The sequence below is a fragment of the Cryptosporangium phraense genome (genome assembly GCF_006912135.1).
GTDB lineage: Bacteria > Actinomycetota > Actinomycetes > Mycobacteriales > Cryptosporangiaceae > Cryptosporangium > Cryptosporangium phraense.
The window spans coordinates 37485-59588 of record NZ_VIRS01000018.1 but is presented as its reverse complement, the minus strand read 5'-3'; the positions used below and the strand labels follow the sequence as shown (position 1 = coordinate 59588).

Sequence of the window (22104 nt, the reverse complement as noted above, 5' to 3'; positions counted from 1 at the left end):
CCCACTCCCGGTGGGCATGGACACAGCGCACCCGGGAGGCGAACCAGTGGAAACCCTGAGCAGATCCGACCAGGCGGTCTTAGCGGCGGCCACCGTCGTCGTCTGCCTCGTCGTCGCGCTGAGCCTCCGCGGCACCAGGCCGGGCGCCCCGGCGCGGATCGGGGCGATCGTCGCCGGTATCGCGGTGATTCTGACGCTGGCGGTCGGCATGCGGGCCAACGACCTGACGAACCCGCGCTCCGACGACGCCCAGACCCTGCCACCGCTGCACCCCACCGAGACGTCGGCCTATGGCGACGCGACTCTCGACGGCGACCCGCAGTCGGGGCTCACCGTGCATCCGCCCGCCGACGGGACGACCGGCGGCGCCTACCTGCCCGACGCGAAGTTCTGCGACGGCCGGCTGGAGGCCGGCGTCCACCTGGACACCAGCGGCACGACGGACGCGATCGCAGCGGCCGACAACACCACCGGAGCGCCGGCGACGGCGGGTCTGACGCTGGGCCTGCGGGCGACCGACGATCCGGACGCCCCGGCCGCGCTCTCGGTCGAGTACGTGCCGTCCGAACAGGAAGTTCGCGTCCTGGACGCGAGCGGGTCGACGCTGGCCAGCCTGACCAGCACGGCCACGGACCCGGTGGTCCGGGTCGAGGTCCACGGCACCAAAGCGTCCGTGTGGTTCGACGGGCAGCAACTCACCGACGACGCCGTGCCGATCACCGGCGACTGCGGCGCGGTGCGATTCGGCTCCTGGGGCGAGGACGCGGTACTGCGCAACCTCACGATTCGCCCGGCGAGCTGACCGACCGGCTCGTGGCTGAACCGGCCGGACCGACCAGTGCTACCCAACTGGTCGACCAGCTCCTCGTGCACACCACCACCCCGCCGCGAATTTCGGACGCGGCGGGGGAATCGTGTTTCAGACCAGGTCGAATTCCCCGGCCTTGGCACCGTCCAGGAAGGACCGCCACTCGGACGCCGGGAGCACCAGCGCCGGGCCGCCACGGTCCTTGGTGTCACGGACAGCGACGACGGCGTTCATCAGAGCTACCTCGACGCAGTTGCCGTTGCCCGAGCTCGCCGAGCTCTTGTGCCACGGAGCGTAAGTGAGATCGATGTTTGTCATACCTGCCTCAGCTTTCCTGCCACGACTACGACATGTCACCAGCGGCTTCGCGGATCCGGAGCACGGATTGTGCTGGATCAAGTGCAATGCCGCACAGCTTCTCGTGGACGGTCTCGTAACCCTCCACTTGATCCGGCTCCTCCAGAGCGATACCCACAGTGAGGTTATCTAGGTAGACGACAGAATTGTCGTCCGGATCCGGGAAACTAAGGATGACATAGGGTGTCGTCATCGCGGGGTGCCCACCGACAGAGAACGGCAACACTTGGATGGTCACATTCGGTAGCGCCGCTAGCTCGGCTATGTACTCAAGCTGCTCACGCATAACCGTTACGCCACCAAACGCCCGCAACAGAACTGCTTCATTAAGAACTGCTGAAAATTGGGCCGGGGACTCTCCCCTCAACAGGTCCTGACGGCGTAGGCGGGCCGCCACTTTCCGGTCGACGTCGTCGTCGCCGGCCGTGAGCCGGTAGACCGCACGGGCGTAGGCCTCGGTCTGCAGCAGACCGGGCACGGTCTCCGCCTCGTAGGTACTCACCTGGACCGCCTCGGCCTCCAGGCCGACGTAGAACTCGAACCACGACGGCAGCACGTCGGCGTAGTTCTGCCACCAGCCGCGCTGCTGGGCACCGCGGGCGATCTCGATGAGCGGCTCGGAGTCCTCGCCGGTGACCCCGTACAGGGCCAGGGCGGCGCGGACGTCCCGGGGCTTGATTCCGATCTGGGCGGTCTCGATCCGGGACAGGTTGCTGCGTGACATGTCGAGCTGGCGGGCGGCCTGCTCGAGCGTCATCCCCGCGTTTTCGCGGAGGTTGCGCAGCTCTCGGGCGATGCGACGGCGACGAACCGTGGGGCTTCCTGACACCGCGCGAGTTTCGCACCACCCGCTGCCTCACACCAGCCTCGATCTCGCACCACGCCGAAGTGGGAGTTGCATTGCAAGGGTCACAGATGCACTATCGAGACAGAGGTCGTCAGCATGTGACCCGCGGCGTCTACCGGGATCGCCGAGGTGTCATCGCAATGCCGTCCGTTGCGATGACGCGTGCCCAGCAGCCCGAGACCCGGAGAGACTTCAGATGGCAACGACCGTTGTCGGCTACCTACGACCGCACGCGGCAGCCGATCACGAGGCCCTACGACGCTACGCCGAGGACCGCGCATTGGAGTTGCGACACGTCTACGCGGACGCCAGCGGTCCGAATGCGACCCGCGGACCACGCGGGGTACGCACCGGTTTCGCGGCCGCACTCGCCGACGTCCGCGAGCGTCGCGCCGACGGCGTCCTGCTGCTGGACGTCGGGCACCTCTCCTGGCACCCGGACATCCGCGACTCGATGACCTATCTGGTCGAAGACGCCGGCGGGCAACTGTTCGTCGCCGACGAGCCCGCGCGGACCCGGACATGAACGCGGTCGACACCGTGACGCTGCCGGCCGAGCCGACGATCCCGATCGCCTGGCCGCCGTCGGTGCTCGGCGCCCCGGTGGACCGGCCGGCCATCCGCCTGCTGCCGGCTCCGATCGAGAACCCGCTGCCGCCCCTGGGCGAACCGGAGCTGCCGTTCGGCGACGTCTCCCGGATCGTCGTCGGGTACCTGCGGGCCGCGCCGACGGCGCCGAACCCGATCGCCGCGCTCGTCCACGGCACCGACGCCGACGGGGACGCGAACGCCCCGCTGGTCGACGCGATCGCGCGCTATGCCCGCGAGCGCGGCCTGCGACTGCTGCGCGTCCATCGCGACGACGTCTCGGACGACGACGCCCGGCGGCCGGGCTTCTCGGCCTGTCTGCGGCACCTGTACCTGCGCGAGGCGTCCGCGATCATCGTCCCGACGTGGGGGCATCTGGCGCCCAACGACGTGCTGCGTCGCGCGCTCTGCCACAACGCGACGTCGGCCGGCGGCACGATTCACGTCGTCGAACCCATGGATTGATCACCCAGCTCCATCGAGGCGGGCCAAGAATGTATTCGGTCCGCCTTTTTCATGCCCAAATGACCGAATGAACACCTCTTGCGCCATGCCCCCATTGAGGGAGGGCGCGATAGGTAACGGGCATCTAGAGCAAACCGCCCGAACGGCCGACGAGATTCTCCCGAACGGATCCCGCCGATTCACTCTGGCGGGCAAACCTCCCTATTCACACAAATAGTGAATGGCGTCAGGGCCTGATCGGGACAGAATTAACGCCGATGCGTCTGCTTTGCTCCATCCCGCCTGAAACATCTGAGGAGGCTTGGAATGGGAAGCAAGGCACGACGGACGGCTTTTTCGGTCGCAGGGCTGGCTATTGCCGGCAGCGCCTCGCTCGCTCTCGCCGCGCCGGCATCCGCGTCGACGCCCGCCGGTGACGACCCGGGTTACGGGTCCGCCTACGGCTACGAGACCGGCGGCTACCAGAACGGTTACGGGGTGGACCACGAGCAGTCCGCCGCCGTCTCCGGCACGTACAAGAAGGTCGAAACGACCGTGGTGAACTGGGCAGCAGCGGACAAGAAGAAGGAGCGGGCGGCCGGCCAGAACGAGGGCTACTACGAGAAGGGCCAGCAGAGCGGGCACGACCCGAAGGGTCACGACCACGACCCCAAGGGCTGCGACAAGTGCGGCTCCAAGGACCACGACAAGGACTGGGACAACAAGGACCACGACCGTGACCGTGACCGGGACCGCGATCGGGACTGGGACCACGACAAGGGCCACGACCACGACAACAAGTGGAAGAAGGACCGGGTCAAGGGCTTCCACAAGAGCTACAAGGACTGCAAGAAGGCCGGTATCCAGGGCGTGCGCAAGGGCTGGTGGGACTCGTACGACTGCGACTTCACCAAGCGCGGCTACAAGGGCTGGCACAAGAGCTGGGACAAGTACGGCGACAACGACTGGCGCTGCCGGGGCGTCTGGACGCTGAACGTCCGCGGCTGACGATCACCGGAAACACCCCGGGTGCCCGATAGAGAGGCGCCCGGGGTGTTCTGCGTTCAGCCGACGGCCGAAAACAGCGTCAATGATCCCGAGTCGGCGGAAAGGCCGGCGTATTCGTTCACCACCGACGGAGCCGCCCCGGCGGCCGGGGAACGAATCGCTCCGGTATGACCGTCCAGAGTGACCGCTTTACCGTTCAGCACCCCGTAGACCGCGCCGTGCCAGGCCGTCGTGATCCGCGGCGCGTCCCGGTCGCCGGCCGGGAGCTCCCAGATCTCCTGCAGCGTCCGCGCGTCGTACCCGACCGCGACGTTCCGGGTGCCGGACGCTCCACACACGACGATCGTGCGGGCGTCGAACCAGCAGTTCTGCAGCTCGGCGAGGTCGTCGCGGGACCCGCTGTAGCGGCGCGTGCCGGTGATCGGATCGAGGAAGTCGAAGTACGGGTCGGTGCTGGTGAACTTCCGGCCCTGCACGCCCATCAGCCCCGGCCCGAGCGGGAAAGAACGCCCCTGCTGCAGCGCGGTCTCCGATCGCCAGAGCTGGACGCCGTCGGTGAGGCGCAGGCCCACGGTGTGGGTCTTGGTCTGGGTGGTGTCCTCGGCGAGCTGCCCGGCCACCACCGTGCCGTCGACGACCGTCGGATCGAAGTACTGGACGGTCCAGCGGGTGCGCCGGGTCTGGGCGTCGACCACGTACGTGGTGGTCGAGGTGTCGAGCACGATGGAGTTCGCGGTGACGCCGACCAGCCGGACCTGCTGCACCGGGTCGCCCGGCAGCGCGTCGATCGTCGCGGTCCAGGACTCGCTGCCGGCCTCCGGATCGACGGCGACCAGCGCGATCGCCCGGTGGTCGGTCACCCGGGAGGTACCGGGCACGGTGATCGAGGCGGCCGCGTAGACCTGGCCGTCGAACACCACCGGCGGGGCGGTCTCGGTCGAGTTCGCGTAGGTGACGCCGGGCATCGTGATGACCCAGCCGTCGTCGCCGGTGACCGCGTCGGCGGCGGCCAGCTCGGTCTCGTCGGCGTAGACGACCAGGCGGCCGACCAGGACGGCTCCCACCGGGGGCGCGGCCAGGCTGTTCTTCGCGCGGGGCGCGTCGGTGAGCGTCTGGCCGTCGGAGACGAACTTGCTCGGCGGATCGAACGCCTTGGCCGGAGTCTCGGTGGGCGTCGGCGCGGCGCTGGTCTGCTCCCCGGTGCCGACGTTCTTCGGATCGCCGCCGCAGCCGCCCGCGACCGCGAGCACGACTAAGACGGCTCCGAGCAGAACTCCCTGGCGCACCACAGGTCGCACGGTAACCAAGGTTGCGCTCCGAGATCGGCCAATTACTGATTTGCGCGATCGTATACGTCCTGTGCGTGAGCGATCGCAGTGCGGTGCCGTTCGGCCCAGGACGTGAGCTGGACGAGCGTCCCGTACAGCTCGCGGGCCATCTCGGTGGCCGTGTACTCGACCTTCGGCGGCACCGTCGGGTAGACCGTGCGGGTGAGCAGGCCGTCCCGCTCCAGGTTCCGCAGGGTCAGCGTGAGCATGCGCCGGCTGATGCCCTCGACCGCGCGCTCGAGCTCGGTGAACCGGACTGGGCCGTTGGCCGCCTCGACCAGGATCCCGATGCTCCACTTACTGCCCACCCGACCGAGCACTTCGGACACCGTGCAGGCCCGCGCCCGCTCGTCCTGCACGGTCACATCGCTGTTGCAGAGGGACATGAAAGTGCCTCCTTACGGATCCGTCTTCAGGAACACACCATGGGTTCTGTAACAAACCATGCCCCAAGGAGCCTCCCGTGCGGAACCGTTCGGCCCTAGCGATCCTGTGCGGCGGCCAGTTGCTCGTCGTCCTCGACCAGACGATCGTCAACGTGGCCCTGCCGGTGATCCAGGACGATCTGGACTTCAGCCCGGCCGGCCTGGCCTGGGTGGTCAACAGCTACCTGGTCGGCTTCGGCGGGTTGCTGCTGCTGGCCGGGCGGCTCGGTGACCTGATCGGACGGGTCCGGGTGCTGCTGGCCGGTACCGCGCTGTTCACGCTGGCCTCGCTCGCCTGCGGGTTGGCCACCGCGCCGGCGCCGCTGATCGCGGCGCGGCTCGTCCAGGGCGTCGGGGGTGCGCTGCTCTCGGCGGTCGCGCTCGGGATGATCGTCGCGCTCTACCCCGAGACGAAGGAACGGGCGACCGCGATCGGGTTCTTCAGCTTCGTCGCCGCGGTGGGGGGTGCGCTCGGCCCGATCGTCGGTGGTGCGCTGACGCAGGGATTGAGCTGGCACTGGATCTTCTTCGTCAACGTGCCGATCGGTGCGCTGATCGTCGTGCTGGCCGCCCGGGTGCTGCCGCCGGAACGCGGGACCGGGCTGCGGTCCGGCGCCGACCTGCCCGGCGCGGTGCTGGTCACCGGAGGTCTGATGCTCGCGGTTTACACGATCGTGGGCACGACCGAGCACGGTTGGGCGTCCGTGCGCACGCTGGGATTCGGCGCTGTCGCCGTGGTGCTGTTGGTGGCTTTCCTGGCCCGCCAGGCCACCGCGCCGGCCCCGCTGCTGCCGCTGCGACTGTTCCGGTCGCGGGAGCTGTCCGGCGCGAACGCCGTCCAGGTGCTGATGATCGGCGCGATGTTCGGTTTCCTGTTCCTCTCGACGTTGCTGCTGCAGCGCGTCTTCGGTTTCGGGGTCAGCCGGACGGGGTTCGCGCTGCTACCGGCCCCGGTCGCGATCGCGGTGGTCACGCTGCTGATCTCGCCCCGGCTCAACACCCGGTTCGGTGAGCCGCGGGTGCTGGCGGCCGGGCTGGGGCTGATCTTCGCCGGGTTTCTCGTCCTGACCCAGGTGCCGGTCGACGGGCCGTACGCGACCCGGATGCTGCCTGCCGTTCTGCTGGTGGCGATCGGATTCGGTACCGCGATCCCGGCGCTGACCGCGCTGGCGATGGCCGGTGCCCGTCCCGAGGACGCCGGCCTGGCGTCGGGCGTGTTCAACACCGGCCAACAGGTCGGTGGCGCCCTGGGCCTGGCCGTCCTGGCCACGCTGGCCGCCTCCCGCACCGCCGGCTCGACCACCCCCGGAGCGCTGCTGGCCGGCTACCACGTGGCCTTCGCCGTGGCCGCCGCCCTGATAGCCGTCGCCGCCACCCTAACCCTCACCGCCTTACTCCCCACCCGCCGACCCCTGCCAATCATCTAGCGGGCCTTTGTCGGCAAAAGCCCGCCATCCGACCCCCTTTGACGTTGACGAGCCCGCAAACGGAAGGGCTGTGGACAGCGCGCGCGGGCGCGCTGCTCGTGTTGCCTGCGGGCAGTGTGCTCAGCGGGCGTTCGGCGGCTTGCGTGCGGGGGCTGCCGCTCGGTGAACCGCGCGATCCGGTCGTCGCCATTGCGCCGCCGGGGACGGGGGCGCGATCCGGGCGCGGGATACGGCTGCGGCGTGCGGTCCTGAAGGCCGAGGAGATCCGCCGCGGCCGGTTGCCGACCACCGTCCCGATCCGGACGGCCTGGGAGATCGCCGGCGAGCGCGACCTGGTCGAGGCGGTCGTCGCACTCGACGTGCTGCTGCGGCACCGGCACGTCCGCGCCGAGCAGCTGACCGCCCGGGCGTCGGCGCACCCGCAGAGCCGGGCCGCGCGGGCGATCGCGCTCGCCGACGGCCGCGCCGAGTCACCGCCGGAGTCCCGGACGCGCGTCCGGATCGTGCTCGCCGGTCTACCGGCCCCGGTCCCGCAGTTCGAGATCACGCGGGGCGGTGTCCTACTCGGCCGGGTCGACTTCGCCTGGCCGGCCTACCGCGTCGCGCTGGAGTACGACGGCCTCTGGCACGCCGACCGCGGCCAGTTCATCCACGACCGACACCGGCTGAACGCGTTGACCGCTGACAGGTGGACCGTTCTGCACGCCACGCTCGCGGATCTCCACGACAAAACGGCGTTCGACCGCCTGCTCACGCAGCTCCGGGCGGCGCTAGGCCGGGCGTAGTACTCCGTCGCGGAGGACGGCCGGGCGGCCGACATGGGTCAGGCAGCCATCCAGCGACCACGCCGACGCCGCCGCCTCGTCGCCGGGGGGTGTGCACACCGCAGCTCGCGCGCCGTCCGCCGTGCTGACGATCGCGAAGGCCTGCGTCGGCGTGCCCGTTCTGCCGTGCTCCACCGTGACGGTCTCTATGAGCATCGGGCCATCGGTGAGCTGATCAGCGTAAACAACCGGGAGAGCACCGTCGCGGACCTGGACCGGACCGGTGACGTACTCCGACGCGGGCGCGGACCCGAGCACGACCGCGTGCTGCTTGGTGAGGAACCCACCGTTGGCGTGCACCAGCCCGAAGCGGTCACCACCGCGGAGGCGTTCGACCGCGCGGGCGAGCGCGTGCAGCGAGTAGCTGTTGAGCGGGCCACCGAACGACGAGTGGCCACCGGTGATCGACAGGACCGCCTCGCGCGGGAGGCCGAGCGCGAGCCCGGCGAGCTTCGCCACGATCGGGAAGCACGTGTAGACGTCGACGAAGTCCATGGCGGGGGCCGAGGCCCGGCTCAGCGCGGTGGTGAGCGCGTCGGCGAGCGCGGTCGAGCGGCCGAGCTTGGGGCGGGCCACGACGTCGGCCAGATCGTCGACGCCCGCGGCCGCGTGGACGTGCACGATCCGCTCCGGCCGCACTCCGGCCGCCCGGGCCGCACCCAGCGAGGTGACGATCACCGCGGCGGCCTGGTCGACGAACGGCAGCGCGTTCATCGAGAGCGGATAGGGCTCGCAGACCATGCGGTTCTCGGGCGTGACCGTGCCGACGTCGTCGGCGCTTCGGGCGGTCGTGTTCCAGGCGATCGGGTTGGTCGCGGCGACCGCGCTGAGGTCGGCGTAGAGGCGCGCCGACCAGTCCGCGTTCTCGGCCGGGGTGAGGCCGAGGTCGGCCTGCAGCCGGTTCTCGTACAGCGGGTACACCCGGGTCGGCAGCATCAGGCCGGCCGCCTGCATGGCCGGGCTGCCGAGGTCGGCCGCGTCGATCGGGCTCGGCCCTCCGGGCCGCGCGCTCCAGCCGAGGTCACGGACCGGATCCACCGCGGTCTTCCGTAGGGCCGAGGCGGACGCGGTGGCCTCGCCACCGACCAGCAACGCGACCGTACTTTCTCCGGACGCGATCCGAGCCGCCGCTTCGTCGAGCAGACGGATCGGCCACTGGCCGCCGATCGGGCTGTCGACCCGGTGCGCCGGGGACGCGTCGACCGCGGTGGCGACCTCGCGGGACAGCTCGTCGTAGGCCCAGCTGGCGACCCGGACCGTGTAGATCGCGTCGGCCGCGGCCAGCAGGGCCGGGGCGCCGGCGTCGGCCGCGGCCAGGTCGAGCGCTTCGCAGATCAGGGCCAGCGGCTCGCGGGCCTCGCCGACGATCCGGCCGCGGTTGCCCCGCACCTGACCCACGCCGACTAGGACGGGGAGGCGGTCGTTCATAGAGCATTCATTCCGGTTCCGGGTGGCTGGGTGGGGGGCGTAGCGGCTGGGAAGTTCCTCGCTACGGCGGTGAACAGTTCGGTGAGGTGCTCGACGAGTTCGTCGGCCCCGCTGCGGTGCACGACCAGCGATCCCAGGTCGTCCTGCCGGGACCGGCTCTCGTTGGCGGTGGCGCCGGCGATCAGCACCTCGGCGACTCCGCCGACGATCAGACCGGCCGAGAGCCGGCTGCGCCGATCGGCTCCCCCGGGGCACATGAGATGGGCCGTGAGCTCGACGAACGAGGCCAGCAGCACCCGGCGCTGCTCGCGGAACTCCGGGGTGGCCAGCGACTCCATCAACGCGACCCGGACCGTGCGCGGATCGTCGATGAAGTAGTCGGCCAGGGCGCTCAAGACGTGCCGGGCCTGGGCCCGGACGTCACCCCCGCCGGTGGCGAGCGCGTCGCGCACCACCTGTTCGACCTGGGCGGCGATGCGGTCGGTGGTGGCGAGGAACAGCTCTTCGCGGCTGGGGAACTCGTCGTAGAAGAAGCGCGGGGAGAGCTTCGCGGCCCGGCACAGGTCGGCGACCGTGGAACCGGCCCAGCCCACCGTGCCGAACACCTCGACGGCGGCGTCGAGGAACTGCTCGCGGCGGCGGGCGACCCGCTGCTCGGAGCTCATTCCCCCATACACTCTGGCCATCGTGAAGGGCACTTTACAACATGAACGTGGGCGTTCACGATTGCCGACATGAAGACCGCGATCTGCGACCTGCTCGGCGTCGACCTGCCGTTACTCGCGTTCAGCCACTGCCGTGACGTCGTCGCCGAGGTGAGCCTGGCCGGCGGGTTCGGGGTGCTCGGCGGCTCGATGTTCACGCCCGAGCAGCTCGAGGCCGAGCTCGCCTGGATCGACGCGCACGTCGGCGGGCGGCCCTACGGCGTCGACATCATCGTTCCCGAGCGGGTCTCGGCGATGCAGCCGGGTGCGCACGCGGACGCCTCCGACCTGCTGGCCGCGGTGCCCGAGGAACACCGGGCGTACGTCGACGAGATTCTCGCTGCCCACGGGGTGCCGCCCGCCGGGCGGTCGGCCGACGCGTGGAGCGTCCCCTCGCCCGACGACCTGCTCGACGTCGCGTTCAGCCACCCGATCAAGCTGATCGCCAACGCGCTCGGCGTCCCACCGGCGGTGATGCTCGAGCGCGGGCACGCGGCCGGGGTGCCGGTGGCCGCGCTGGTCGGTGCCCGGGAGCACGCGATCCGGCAGGTCGAGGCCGGGGTCGACATCATCGTCGCGCAGGGCACCGAGGCCGGCGGGCACTGCGGCGAGGTGACGACGATGGTGCTGATCCCCGAGGTGGTCGCCGCGGTGGCACCGGTGCCGGTGCTGGCCGCCGGGGGCATCGTGACCGGCGCGCAGATGGCCGCGTCGATCGCGCTGGGGGCGGCCGGGGTGTGGACCGGATCGGTGTGGCTGACCACGCCGGAGGCCGAGACGGCCCCGTACACCCGGGAGAAGCTGCTGCGGGCGACCTCGCGGGACACCGTCCGGTCGAAGGGACGCACCGGGAAGCCGTCGCGTCAGCTGCGCTCGCCCTGGACGGACGCCTGGGCCCAGCCGGACGCACCCCAGCCGCTGCCGATGCCGTTCCAGACGCTGATCAGCGAGCCGGCCCTGCGCCACGTCGACGCGCTGGCCGCGGCCGGTGACGCCGGGGCGCAGGAGCTGGCCACGTACTGGGTCGGGCAGGGCGTCGGGCTGATGAACGAGGTGAAGTCGACCCGCGACGTCGTCTACGAGATGGCGTCGGACTACGCGGACGCGGCCGCGCGGGTGGCGGCCACTATCGACTAGCGGCGGCGCGGATCTCCGGGTCGCCGCGGAACGGGACGCCGGAGGCGTCGAGCCAGCCGGGGTGCATGTCCCGGGCGGCCGCTCGAGCCAGATCGAGCGCGAACGCTTGCGCGTCGGCGTGACGCCGTTCCGGGTACGCGTCGAGCGAGCGGGCCAGCACGGCCGCGATCCGGGGCGGGATGCCGGCGAGGTCGGCCCGGGGCGCGCCGTCGGGGCCGGGCAGCGGCGGGGTACTGCCGGTGAGCAGGCGGTACAGCGTCGCCGCCAGCCCGTAGAGGTCGGTGCGCGCGGTGATGTCGTCGGCGTTGAGCTGCTCGGGAGCCGCGTAGCCGGGCGTGAGCGCCAGCACGCTGGCCGGCTCCCCGGTGGCCCCGGCGGCCAGCAGCTTCGCGATGCCGAAGTCGGTGACCTTGACCGTGCCGTCGTCGGCGAACAGCAGGTTGCCGGGCTTGATGTCGCGGTGGACGACGTTGCGCTGGTGGGCGGCGGCCAGCGCGGACGCGACCCCGAGCCCGATCGCGCAGACGACGCCGGGGCCCTGGCCGGCCCGGGCCACCGCGGTGCCGCCGGGCAGGTACTCCATCACGATGCAGTTCTCGACGTACTCGTAGACCCGGGCGATGTGCGGGTGGTCGAGGCTCTCCATCACCTGGGCCTCGCGCAGGAACCGTTCCTGCGAGTCGGGCAGAGCCGTTTCGGTGAGAAGTTTGACCGCTCGGCTCCACCCGGCCCGGCGGTGCTCGGCCAGGTAGACGACGCCGCACCCGCCCTGGCCCAGGCCGCGGCGGACCACGTAGGCGGGGAGCGCGGCCTCGATCGTCGTCACCGCTTCTTCTACCGGGCTCGGCAGCGTCACCAGGCGCTGTTCCATCCGCGCGGCCCGCCGGGAGAGCACCAGGAACCGGCCCACCGACGTCCAGGCCGCGAACAGCACGAACGGCACCGCCAGCAGCGTCAGCACGAGGAACGCCTGCCCCCGCCCGGTCTGCCCGGACGAGAACGAGAACGCGGCCACCGAGGCGAAGACCGACACCCCGATCAGCATCAGGGCCAGGCTCAGGACGTCGTACCGATCGAGGACCTCGCGACGCCTCGCGGCCACCTCGTCGAGCGCGGTGCGCAGCGAACGAGCCTCGTCCAGCAGCGGCGTGGAATCGCCCTGCTGCGTCATGTGAGCCAAGGTACTGCACCACCCGTAGGAGCGGCCCGTCGCTCGCTCCGAGCGGTGCGGCGGACGGGTAATGTGCCAGGTGCTCCCCGGCCACTCACGCCCCAGGAGGCGCTCGTCCGATGCCCCGCGCCGCCGATGGATTCGTCCACCTGCACGTTCACACCGAGTACTCAATGCTGGACGGAGCGGCGCGCCTCAAGCAGATGTTCGCCGAGGCCCAGCGCCTCGAGATGCCCGCGATCGCGATGACCGACCACGGCAACACCTACGGCGCCTACGACTTCTACACGCAGGCCACCGCGGCCGGGGTCACGCCGATCATCGGCACCGAGGCCTACATTGCCCCGGCCAGCCGATACGACAAGAAACGCATCCAGTGGGGCCGCCCCGACCAGAAGGGCGACGACGTCTCCGGGTCGGGCTCGTACACCCACATGACGATGTGGGCCCGCAACAACGACGGGCTGCACAACCTGCTCCAGCTCTCGTCCCGCGCGTACACCGAGGGCTACTTCGTCAAATGGCCCCGGATGGACGCCGAGACGCTGGCCCAGCACTCCAACGGCATCATGGCCACGACCGGCTGCCCGTCCGGTGAGGTGCAGACCCGGCTCCGGCTGGGCCACTTCGACGAGGCGCTCGCGGCCGCCGCGAAGTACCAGGACATCTTCGGCAAGGAGCACTTCTACCTCGAGCTGATGGACCACGGGCTGCGCATCGAGCGCCAGGTCCGCGACGGTCTGCTCGACATCGGCAAGAAGCTCGGCATCCCGCCGGTCGTCACGAACGACTCGCACTACACCCACGAGGCCGAGGCGACGTCGCACGCCGCCCTGCTGTGCGTCCAGACCGGCTCGACGCTGGCCGCGCCGACGTTCCAGTTCGACGGCACCGGCTACTACCTGAAGTCGGCCGCCGAGATGTACGGCATCGACTCGTCCGAGGCCTGGCAGGCCGGGTGCGCGAACACGCTGGCGATCGCCGAGAAGGTCGACACGACCGGCATGTTCACCAAGAAGAACCTCATGCCGGTGTTCCCGACGCCCGAGGGCGAGACCGAGGAGAGCTGGTTCCGGCACGAGGTCTGGGAGGGCATGAAGCGCCGCTTCCCGGAGGGCTACGACGAGGAGCACAAGAAGCAGGCCGAGTACGAGATCGGCATCATCCTGCAGATGGGCTTCCCGTCCTACTTCCTGGTCGTGGCCGACTTCATCAACTGGTCGAAGGCCAACGGCATCCGGGTCGGCCCCGGCCGTGGGTCCGCGGCCGGCTCGATGGTCGCGTTCGCGATGGGCATCACCGACCTCGACCCGCTCCCGCACGGCCTGATCTTCGAGCGGTTCCTCAACCCCGACCGCGTCTCGATGCCCGACATCGACATCGACTTCGACGAGCGTCGGCGCGGTGACGTCATCCGGTACGTGACCGAGAAGTGGGGCGCCGACAAGGTTGCCCAGATCGTCACGTACGGCACGATCAAGGCCAAGGCGGCGATCAAGGACTCGGCTCGCGTCCTCGGCTACCCGTACGCGGTCGGCGACCGGATCACCAAGGCGATGCCCCCGGCGGTGATGGGTAAGGACATCCCGCTCTCCGGCATCTTCGACCCGAGCCACAAGCGGTACAACGAGGCCGGCGAGATCCGGGGCCTCTACGAGAGCGACCCGGACGTCAAGAAGGTCATCGACACCGCGCGGGGCCTCGAGGGCCTGATCCGCCAGGCCGGCGTGCACGCGGCCGGCGTCATCATGTCGTCGGAGACGCTGACCGACCACATCCCGGTCTGGATGAGGGCCTCCGACGGCGCGATCATCACGCAGTTCGACTACCCGACCTGCGAGACGCTCGGCCTGCTGAAGATGGACTTCCTCGGCCTGCGCAACCTCACGGTGCTGGACGACTGCCTGAAGGCGATCGTGGCCGACGGCGGCCCCGACATCGACCTGCTCAAGCTCCCGCTCGACGACGGCCCGACGTACGAGCTGCTCGCGCGGGGCGACACGCTCGGCGTCTTCCAGCTCGACGGCGGTCCGATGCGCTCGCTGCTGCGGCTGATGCGCCCGGACAACTTCGAAGACATCTCCGCGGTGCTCGCGCTGTACCGGCCGGGCCCGATGGGCGCGAACTCGCACACGAACTACGCGCTGCGCAAGACCGGGCAGCAGGAGAAGACGCCGATCCACCCGGAGCTGGCCGAGCCGCTCAAGGAGATCCTGGACACGACGCACGGCCTGATCGTGTACCAGGAGCAGGTCATGGCGATCGCGCAGAAGGTCGCCGGCTACACGCTGGGCGCCGCCGACCTGCTCCGCCGGGCGATGGGCAAGAAGAAGAAGGAGATCCTCGACAAGGAGTTCAAGCCGTTCTCCGAGGGCATGGCGGCCAACGGCTACTCCGCCCAGGCGATCAAGGCACTCTGGGACGTCCTGGTCCCGTTCTCCGACTACGCGTTCAACAAGGCCCACACCGCCGGGTACGGGCTGGTCTCGTACTGGACCGGCTACCTCAAGGCCAACTACCCGGCCGCGTACATGTCCGCGCTCCTGACGTCCGTCCGGGACGACAAAGACAAGATGGCGGTGTACCTCAACGAGTGCCGCAAGATGGGCATCAAGGTCTTCCCGCCCGACGTCAACGAGTCCGACGCGAACTTCACCCCGCGCGGTACCGACATCCGCTTCGGCCTGGCCGGTGTGCGTAACGTCGGCGCCAACGCGGTCGAGGCGATCATCGCCGCCCGGGCCGAGAAGGGCGCGTACAAGGACTTCTACGACTTCCTGAAGAAGACCCCGGCGATCGTCTGCAACAAGAAGGTCGTCGACGCGCTGATCAAGGCCGGCGCGTTCGACTCGCTGCTGCACACCCGCAAGGGTCTGCTCGCGGTGCACGAGGCCGCGGTCGAGTCGTTCGCCGAGATCAAGAAGAGTGAGGCGGTCGGTCAGTTCGACCTGTTCGGGGCGGCCTTCGGGGAGTCCGGCGGCGAGGATCTGGGCACGGCGTTCACCCCGCCGATCGGCACCGACGAGTGGCCGAAGAACGAGAAGCTGGCCACCGAGCGGGAGATGCTCGGCCTGTACGTGTCCGACCACCCGCTCTCCGGCGTCGAGCACCTGCTGGCCGCGAAGGTCGACTGCCCGATCTCGGCCCTGACCGGCGACGACTACCCCGACGGCCGGCAGGTCGCGGTCGGCGGTCTGCTCTCCGGGCTGCAGAAGCGGGTCACCAAGCAGGGCAAGCTCTGGGCCAGCGCCCGCATCGAAGACCTCGAGGGCGGTGTCGAGGTCCGGTTCTTCCCGGCCACGTACGAGCTGGTCGGCCAGCACCTGGTGGAAGACGCGGTCGTACTGGTCAAGGGCCGGCTCGACAAGCGGGAAGACCAGCCTCAGCTGCTGGCTCAAGACCTCGCGCTGCTCGATCTCGGCGAGGCCGACTCGGAGAAGCCGGTCATCATCGTGGTCACCGCCAACCGGGTGAACGACCAGCTGGTCGCGTCGCTGCGGGAGACGCTCTCGATCCACCCCGGGACGACCGAGGTGCATTTGAAGCTGCAGCACAAGGCGCGGGCGACCCGCTGGAAGCTCGGCGACAACGTCCGGGTCACGCCGACCCCGGCGCTGATGGCCGACCTGAAGGCCCTGCTGGGACCGTCGGCGATCGAGTGACCGGCTGTACCCGCTGCGGCGGGCCGGGGTTGCTGGCGGTGGAGAGCGCGGTGCTCTGCGCCGGCTGCGACCTCGATCACCCGACGGGCGGCCCGATCGTGCTCTGGTTCGCGGTGAACGGGCAGATCGACACCACGGCCCAGTTGGACGAGGTCGCGGCGCTCGTGCGTCGGTGGGTGGACGGCCTGGAGCTCGAGGCGTCGGTCGACGCCTGGATGGCGCAGCTCGCGGCGCCGGCGGCCGCCGGCGCCGGGCTGATCTGTGACTTCTGCGAGACCGCGGTGCCCCGCTGGGCCTACCGCGCCGGCCCGGCCGCCTCGGTTCCGGCCGGCGACTGGTACGCCTGCGACGACTGCCGGCCCTACGTCGACGCCCGGGAGTGGGCCGGCCTGGCCGACGTCGTCGGTGACGAGCGCACCGAGTCGTGGGTCGCGTTCGCCGAAGCGGAGCCGTGCGCGGCCCGCCCCTGGCCGCCCCGGGCCCGGATCTACCGCTGGCCCTGACCGCTACCGGGACGCCAGCAGCCCGCCGTCGAGCGGAACCAAGATCCCGGTCAGGTAGGACGCCCGCGGGGAAGCCTGGAACACGATGACCTCGGCCGCCTCCTCGGGCGTGCCGATCCGGCCGAGCGGAACCGGGAGCCGGGCCAGCAGATCCGCGCGGATCTGCTCGACCGTGCGGCCGGTGTCCGCCGCCGCCCGGGCGTACGACTCGGTGTTCTCGACGATGCCGGGCAGCACCCCCGTCACCCGGACGCCGTGCGGACCGACCGCCGTGGCCAGGCCGGTGCTGTACGCGTTGAGCGCGGCCTTCGCCGCTGCGTAGGGGATCGCGTTGGGCTGCGGCGACCGCGCGGCACCGGACGAGACGTGAACGACCGCCCCGGAGCCCTGGGCCACCAGGTGCGGCACCAGGATCCGGTCGAGCCGGACGACCGAGAGCAGGTTGGTGTCCAGGTTGACGCGCCAGTCCTCGTCGTCGGCGGCGAGCACGCCGGCCGGGACCGGCGAGTTCTGCCCGGCGTTGTCGATCAGCACGTCGAGCCCGCCGAGGTGATCGAGAGCCGCCGCCGCGGCCGCCTCGACGCCGTCGGCGGTGCTCAGGTCCGCGGTCACCAGGTGCACCCCGGCCGGCACCGGAGCGGCGTTCCGGGCGATCGCGACCACCCGCGCTCCCTCGTCGACCAGGCGCCGCACGGTGGCCGCGCCCATGCCCCGCGTCCCGCCGGTGACGACCGCCCGCGCTCCCTCGAGTCCTAAACTCACGATGCTCCCTCAACCATGCATGTTCCAGAATCGTTTATGAACCTACATGATTGAACTCGGTAAGGTGCAGTGGTGTCCTTCATCCAGCGCGACCGGCCGGGGCTGATGTTCGCCCTTCTCGGACGAGAGGCGAATCGCCGTCTGCGCGAGGCGCACATCGCTCACGGGCTCACCCCGCAGCAGTTCCACATCCTCGGGCTGCTCCACGACCATGGGCCGCTGGGGCAGACCGACCTGGCCGCCCGCACCCAGACCGCGGCGAGCATGCTCGTCACCCAGCTCAACCCGCTGGAGGCCGACGGCCTGGTCAGCCGTCAGCGGGACGCGGCCGATCGGCGTCGGCACGTCGTTCTGCTGACCGAGGCCGGCCGCGAGCGACTGCGCGAGGCCGGCGACGCCCAGCGGGCGGTCGAGGACGAGCTGTTCGGCGTTCTCACCGCCGGTGACCGGGCCGAGCTGACCCGGCTACTCGCGCTTCTCCGCGACGACATGACCGGCGGCAACGCCCACTGCGCCACCCCGTCGTCGCTCGGCCGCCCCGAAGGCTGAATTCTTCGTACACAGGTTCTATCCACAGGTGTGGAAAGCTTGGGGACGTGCCTGCGCTGCCCCCGCTCGACCTGCCGATCGTCCAGTCGCCGATGGCCGGCGGCGCCACCACTCCCGACCTGGTCGCGGCCGTGGCCGGGGCCGGGGCGCTGGGGTTCGTCGCGGCCGGGTACCTCAGCGCCGGGCAGCTGCGGGACCAGATCGCGGCGGTCCGCGACCGGACGTCCCGGCCGTTCGGCGTGAACCTGTTCGTCCCCTGGCGGGACACCGACGCCCGGACCGACGCCTACGCGGCCACGCTCGCCCCGGACGCCGAAAAGCTCGGCGTCGAACTCGGCACCCCGCGCTGGGACGACGACGACTGGGCCGGGAAGCTCGAGCTGCTGCTCACCGACCCGCTGCCGGTCGTCGGCCTGACGTTCGGGTGCCCGGCCGGCGCGGTCGCCGCGCTGCGGAACGCCGGCTCGGCCGTCGCGGTGACCGTCACCACGCTCGACGAGGCCCGCGCGGCCGCGGCCGCCGGAGCGGACGCGCTGCTGCTGCAGGGCGCCGAGGCCGGAGCCCACCGCGGGTCCTGGACGCCGGACGCCGAACCGGTGCCGCTGCGGGAGCTCCTGGACGCCGTGAAGACCGTCACCGACCTCCCGCTGGTGGCCGCCGGCGGCCTCGCCGACCGGGACGCCGTGAACGCCGTCCTCCGGGCCGGCGCCTGGTACGCCCAGGTCGGCACCGCGCTGCTCAGAAGCCCCGAGTCCGGCGCGTCCCCGGCCCACAAGGACGCCCTGGTCAAGGGAGAAACGACGATCACCCGCGCCTTCACCGGCCGCCGGGCCCGCGGGCTGGTCAACGAGTTCATCCGGGCCCACGAGAGCGACGCGATCGAGGCGTACCCGCAGGTCCACAACCTGACCCGCCCGCTGCGGGCGGCCGCCGCGAAGGCCGGTGACACCGACCGGATGGCGCTCTGGGCCGGCACCGGCCACGCCTCCGCCCAGGACGCCCCCGCGGCCGACATCATCCACGCGCTGGCCCCCTGACTTATTGGGTGCCCGCACCCTGGCCGGGAGCTTCGGGACATCGTTCCCTGGGAGGGTGCAACTGGTAGGCCGCTCGCGAATCCTCGTCACCGCCGCGTTGGGGGTCGTCGTCGTCGGACTGGAGGCCGTCGAGGCGCAGCGCCCGCCCGAGCTGGGGCCGGTGGTCGTCGCGGTGGCGTTCGCGCTCGTCGCCGGGGTGTTGAACGGGTTCCGGCCCGGTCTCGCGCTGCCCGCGGCCTGGTGGGCATGTGGTCTGCTGTGGCCGCTGGGGCGGCCCGGAGCGTGGGGTACCGCACGCGTCGAGCGACTCGGGGAGATCGCGTTCTGGATCGCGCTCGCGGTCGCGGTCGGGCTCTACGTGACGGCGGTGCGGGGGGCGGCCCGGTGGGCCCCGGTGCTCGCCGTCCCTCTGCTCCCGATCTCCGTCGTGGCGGCTCTGCTCGTGCTGGCCACCGCGGTGGTGGCGGCGACGCTCCGGTCGCGGATCTTCCAGCTCCGGGTCGTCCAGCGGGTCGCCGAGCTGCCCCGGCCGATCACCGGCGACGCGCTGCGCGCGGCGCTGCGTCAGGCGCTGGCCGACCCCGCGCTCGAGATCGCGTACTGGTCCCCCGGCGTCGGTGTCCATCTGGACGCCGACGGGCACGAGGTACCCGAACCCGAAGGAGTGGCCGTCCCCGACCTGGCGGTGTTGTCGGTCACGGCCCGAAGACGGGTGCTCGCGGTACTCGACCTCATCACTCCGGCGCTGGCCGCCGCTCGCCTGCACGCGGTGTCGAACGCACACCGCACCCAGGCCAGGGCGCTCCAGGCCGGGTGGGCCGAGCGGCGCGAGCTCGAACAGCTCCTGCACGACAGCGCCCAGACCAGGCTCTCCGCGCTGACGGTCCGGCTCGGCGTCGCCCGCAGCCACGAGACCGACGAGCGGGCCGGCCGCGTCCTCGCCGACGCCCAGGCGCAGCTCGGGCTGGCCCTGCGCGAGCTCCGCGAGCTGGCCCACGGCATCCACTCGATGACGCTCACCGAGTCCGGGCTCGGCCCGGCGCTGGACGCGGCCGCGAGCCGGTACGGCGTCCCGGCCCTGATCACCGTGCCGCCGGAGCGTCTCGCCCCGGACGCCGAGACGCTGGCCTACTACGCGGCCTGCTGGGTGTTCGCGAACCACCGACGTGGCGGCGTCGAGGTGGTCGGCACCCTGTCCGACGGGGTCCTGCGGCTCCGGATCGACGGCGCCGACCTGGCCGGCACCGACTCCAGCGCGATGGCCCTGCGGATCCGCGCGGCCGGCGGCCTGCTGACGATCTCCGAGTCCGCGGTGGACGTCACGGTCCCGTCCCGCTAGATCTCCTGGCGCTCGGCCGCGTCGATCACGGCCTTGGCCCAGAGGTATTGCTCGCACGGCCACGCCGGTGCGTTGATCAGGTGCAGTGCGCTGGCACAACATCCCCGCGACGATTCGGTCGGGGCGTGCATCGGCAGGATCCGGTGGGCAGTGTCCACGTCTTCGGTGGTCGCGTTCCGCGTCCAGCCCGGTGGCCGGAAGTTGGTTCTTACCGGGTCCGTGACTGCCATCGGAGGGCTCCTTCCGCCAAGGGGTGAGGGGTCCTCTCCCGGCGGCAGGGAGGACGCAGGGCCGGCGACCGGGTAAGCCGGGCCGCGCGAACCCACGCACCGCCGGGAGAGGGGCTGTGCCCGCGGCCACCCTCCGAACTGGAGTCGGAGAGCAGCCTTCGCCGCAGTTCCCGGACAACGCGACGGAACGGATACCTCTAGCCTGATACCCGGGGGACGCAGCAGGTAGGTCACTGCGCTGCAACCACGCTGCATCACCGCTGAAAACACGGCATCCGGGCACCGTCTGACGTCGACGCGCCCGGAGGCCGGATGACTGCTGTCACGCACTGGACCGGACGTGAGGCGCGTGCGCTGCGTGAGGCGCTGCGCCTGTCCATCCGTGACTTCGCCGACCGGCTAGGCGTCGCGGCCCGAACGATCTCGAACTGGGAGTCGGCGGGCACCGACATCCGTCCCCGGCCGGACATGCAGGCGGTGCTCGACACCGCGCTGGCCCAGGCGTCCGGCCCGGCCCGCGACCGGTTCTCGTATCTGATGTCCGACGAGCTGTTCGCGCCCGAGCCCGAGATCCCGACCTCGCTGCCCGCGCTCAGCACGGACGACCTCAGCAAGATCAGCGCCGCCCTGGACGACGCCCGCCGCTACTTCGACGGGGACGTCGTCGGCCAGTTCCGCGAGCGCCTGGACGCGCTGGCCCGGGACGACGGGTCGCTGGGCCCCCGCGCGGCGCTGCCCGCGGCGCTCGGGCTGGTCGGCGCGATCGACCGGAGTGCCCGCTCGGTGCGCAGCGACGTCCGCGGCGCGCTGCTCGGCGTGGGCGCGCGGGCGGCCGAGTTCACCGGCTGGCTCTACCGGGACGCCGGCGGCCCGAGCCAGGCGGCGTACTGGCGGGACCGCGCCACCGAGTGGGCCCAGGAGGCCGGTGACCTGGCCATGCAGGGTTACGTCCTGCTGCGCAAGAGCCAGGCCGCGTGGGACGACCGGGACGCACCCCGGATGCTGACGCTCTCCCGCGCGGTGCAGGAGGGGCCGTGGCACGTCCCCGACCGGGTGCGGGCCGAGGCCGCGCAGCAGGAGGCCCGCGCCCAGGCCATGCTGGGTGCCCGGCTGCCGGCCGTGCAGGCCAAGCTGCACGAGGCCGAGGACCTGCTCTCGGCCGATGCGCCCGACGACCTGGGCGCCGGTTACGGGTATCCGCTGTTCGCCCTGCAGACCGCGCTCTGTTACTCCGAGGCCGGCGAGCCGGAGCGCGCGCTGGAGGCGCACGCCCGCTGGCAGGCTCATCACGGGTTCTCCCGGCGCGACCGGGCCTACTCGCTCACGCTGCTGGGCACGTCGCTGGCCCGGGCCGGGCGTCCGGAGGAGGCGGCCCGGGTCGGGTTGGCCGCGTACGACGTGGCGACCGATCTCAGCTCGTCGCGGATCCGGCACGAGCTGCGCCGGCTGGCCGGGGTGCTGCGCCGGGGAAGCGAGCGCCCGTTGGCCGTCCAGCGGCTGTTCGACGCGGTTCGTCGCTAGTGTCT

22 protein-coding genes are annotated in these 22104 nt (G+C 71.2%); 13 read left to right on the top strand and 9 right to left on the bottom strand.

Annotation, left to right across the window (positions count from 1 at the left end):
- The first annotated feature begins 46 nt into the window (after window positions 1-46).
- On the top strand, window positions 47-802 hold the full coding sequence (locus FL583_RS24190) for a hypothetical protein (RefSeq protein ID WP_142707103.1): 756 nt from the start codon (window positions 47-49) through the stop codon (window positions 800-802).
- A 117-nt stretch (window positions 803-919) separates the two neighbouring features.
- On the opposite strand, the gene FL583_RS24185 is transcribed toward FL583_RS24190, so the two are convergent.
- Window positions 920-1126 (bottom strand): DUF397 domain-containing protein, encoded by a 207-nt coding sequence (locus tag FL583_RS24185; RefSeq protein ID WP_142707102.1) that lies wholly within the window; start codon window positions 1124-1126, stop codon window positions 920-922.
- Between the two features lie 25 nt (window positions 1127-1151).
- A complete protein-coding gene (locus FL583_RS24180) occupies window positions 1152-1994 on the bottom strand; it encodes a helix-turn-helix domain-containing protein (protein ID WP_142707101.1) in 843 nt (280 codons plus the stop codon).
- A gap of 214 nt (window positions 1995-2208) precedes the next feature.
- On the opposite strand from FL583_RS24180, the gene FL583_RS24175 reads away from it, so the two are divergent.
- The 3 genes from FL583_RS24175 to FL583_RS40315 all read left to right on the top strand — a co-directional run bounded on the left by FL583_RS24175 (window position 2209) and on the right by FL583_RS40315 (window position 4052).
- Entirely contained in the window at window positions 2209-2538 is a 330-nt protein-coding gene (locus FL583_RS24175; protein WP_142707100.1) for a recombinase family protein, read from the top strand.
- On the top strand, window positions 2535-3065 hold the full coding sequence (locus FL583_RS24170) for a recombinase family protein (RefSeq protein ID WP_142707099.1): 531 nt from the start codon (window positions 2535-2537) through the stop codon (window positions 3063-3065). Before FL583_RS24175 ends, FL583_RS24170 begins: the two co-directional genes overlap by 4 nt.
- A gap of 306 nt (window positions 3066-3371) precedes the next feature.
- Complete coding sequence (locus tag FL583_RS40315) at window positions 3372-4052, top strand: hypothetical protein (RefSeq protein WP_170323843.1); 681 nt, start codon at window positions 3372-3374, stop codon at window positions 4050-4052.
- A 56-nt stretch (window positions 4053-4108) separates the two neighbouring features.
- Here the strand turns inward: FL583_RS40315 and FL583_RS24160 are convergent, their stop codons facing one another.
- Both FL583_RS24160 and FL583_RS24155 read right to left on the bottom strand, forming a co-directional pair.
- Window positions 4109-5341, bottom strand: a complete 1233-nt coding sequence (locus FL583_RS24160) for a PQQ-binding-like beta-propeller repeat protein (RefSeq protein WP_142707098.1) — start codon at window positions 5339-5341, stop codon at window positions 4109-4111.
- A 41-nt stretch (window positions 5342-5382) separates the two neighbouring features.
- A complete protein-coding gene (locus FL583_RS24155; RefSeq protein ID WP_142707097.1) occupies window positions 5383-5766 on the bottom strand; it encodes a winged helix-turn-helix transcriptional regulator in 384 nt (127 codons plus the stop codon).
- A gap of 77 nt (window positions 5767-5843) precedes the next feature.
- Between FL583_RS24155 and FL583_RS24150 the strand changes: the two genes are divergently transcribed.
- Both FL583_RS24150 and FL583_RS24145 read left to right on the top strand, forming a co-directional pair.
- Complete coding sequence (locus tag FL583_RS24150; RefSeq protein WP_142707096.1) at window positions 5844-7232, top strand: DHA2 family efflux MFS transporter permease subunit; 1389 nt, start codon at window positions 5844-5846, stop codon at window positions 7230-7232.
- A gap of 143 nt (window positions 7233-7375) precedes the next feature.
- Entirely contained in the window at window positions 7376-8017 is a 642-nt protein-coding gene (locus FL583_RS24145; protein ID WP_142707095.1) for an endonuclease domain-containing protein, read from the top strand.
- Here the strand turns inward: FL583_RS24145 and FL583_RS24140 are convergent.
- Both FL583_RS24140 and FL583_RS24135 read right to left on the bottom strand, forming a co-directional pair.
- Window positions 8003-9484: an acetyl-CoA acetyltransferase gene (locus FL583_RS24140; protein WP_142707094.1), complete on the bottom strand. Its 1482-nt coding sequence runs from the start codon at window positions 9482-9484 to the stop codon at window positions 8003-8005. The two genes, FL583_RS24145 and FL583_RS24140, sit on opposite strands and share 15 nt — an antisense overlap.
- Window positions 9481-10149: a TetR/AcrR family transcriptional regulator gene (locus tag FL583_RS24135; protein WP_170323842.1), complete on the bottom strand. Its 669-nt coding sequence runs from the start codon at window positions 10147-10149 to the stop codon at window positions 9481-9483. Before FL583_RS24135 ends, FL583_RS24140 begins: the two co-directional genes overlap by 4 nt.
- A 69-nt stretch (window positions 10150-10218) precedes the next feature.
- Here FL583_RS24135 and FL583_RS24130 point away from each other — a divergent pair, with 69 nt between their 5' ends.
- Window positions 10219-11325, top strand: a complete 1107-nt coding sequence (locus FL583_RS24130) for an NAD(P)H-dependent flavin oxidoreductase (protein ID WP_142707092.1) — start codon at window positions 10219-10221, stop codon at window positions 11323-11325.
- On the opposite strand, the gene FL583_RS24125 is transcribed toward FL583_RS24130, so the two are convergent.
- A complete protein-coding gene (locus FL583_RS24125) occupies window positions 11315-12496 on the bottom strand; it encodes a serine/threonine-protein kinase (protein ID WP_142707091.1) in 1182 nt (393 codons plus the stop codon). The genes FL583_RS24130 and FL583_RS24125 overlap by 11 nt on opposite strands.
- A gap of 119 nt (window positions 12497-12615) precedes the next feature.
- On the opposite strand from FL583_RS24125, the gene dnaE reads away from it, so the two are divergent.
- Window positions 12616-16158 (top strand): DNA polymerase III subunit alpha, encoded by a 3543-nt coding sequence (dnaE, locus tag FL583_RS24120; protein ID WP_142707090.1) that lies wholly within the window; start codon window positions 12616-12618, stop codon window positions 16156-16158.
- Window positions 16155-16661, top strand: a complete 507-nt coding sequence (locus FL583_RS24115) for a DUF6300 family protein (protein WP_142707089.1) — start codon at window positions 16155-16157, stop codon at window positions 16659-16661. The genes dnaE and FL583_RS24115 overlap by 4 nt, the downstream gene beginning before the upstream one ends.
- Window positions 16662-16664: 3 nt before the next feature.
- On the opposite strand, the gene FL583_RS24110 is transcribed toward FL583_RS24115, so the two are convergent.
- Entirely contained in the window at window positions 16665-17423 is a 759-nt protein-coding gene (locus tag FL583_RS24110) for an oxidoreductase (RefSeq protein ID WP_205752410.1), read from the bottom strand.
- Window positions 17424-17495: 72 nt separating this feature from the next.
- Here FL583_RS24110 and FL583_RS24105 point away from each other — a divergent pair, with 72 nt between their 5' ends.
- The 3 genes from FL583_RS24105 to FL583_RS24095 are packed head-to-tail and all read left to right on the top strand — an operon-like array spanning window position 17496 to window position 20348.
- On the top strand, window positions 17496-17972 hold the full coding sequence (locus tag FL583_RS24105; protein WP_205752409.1) for a MarR family winged helix-turn-helix transcriptional regulator: 477 nt from the start codon (window positions 17496-17498) through the stop codon (window positions 17970-17972).
- A 47-nt stretch (window positions 17973-18019) separates the two neighbouring features.
- Entirely contained in the window at window positions 18020-19009 is a 990-nt protein-coding gene (locus tag FL583_RS24100; RefSeq protein ID WP_240746783.1) for a nitronate monooxygenase, read from the top strand.
- A gap of 55 nt (window positions 19010-19064) precedes the next feature.
- The gene (locus FL583_RS24095; RefSeq protein WP_142707087.1) at window positions 19065-20348 is read left to right on the top strand and encodes a sensor histidine kinase; all 1284 of its coding nucleotides are present in this window, start codon (window positions 19065-19067) and stop codon (window positions 20346-20348) included.
- Here FL583_RS24095 and FL583_RS24090 read toward each other — a convergent pair.
- A complete protein-coding gene (locus FL583_RS24090; protein ID WP_142707086.1) occupies window positions 20345-20578 on the bottom strand; it encodes a hypothetical protein in 234 nt (77 codons plus the stop codon). The two genes, FL583_RS24095 and FL583_RS24090, sit on opposite strands and share 4 nt — an antisense overlap.
- Window positions 20579-20890: 312 nt before the next feature.
- On the opposite strand from FL583_RS24090, the gene FL583_RS41090 reads away from it, so the two are divergent.
- The gene (locus FL583_RS41090; protein WP_205752408.1) at window positions 20891-22099 is read left to right on the top strand and encodes a helix-turn-helix domain-containing protein; all 1209 of its coding nucleotides are present in this window, start codon (window positions 20891-20893) and stop codon (window positions 22097-22099) included.
- The last annotated feature ends 5 nt before the right edge of the window (window positions 22100-22104 follow it).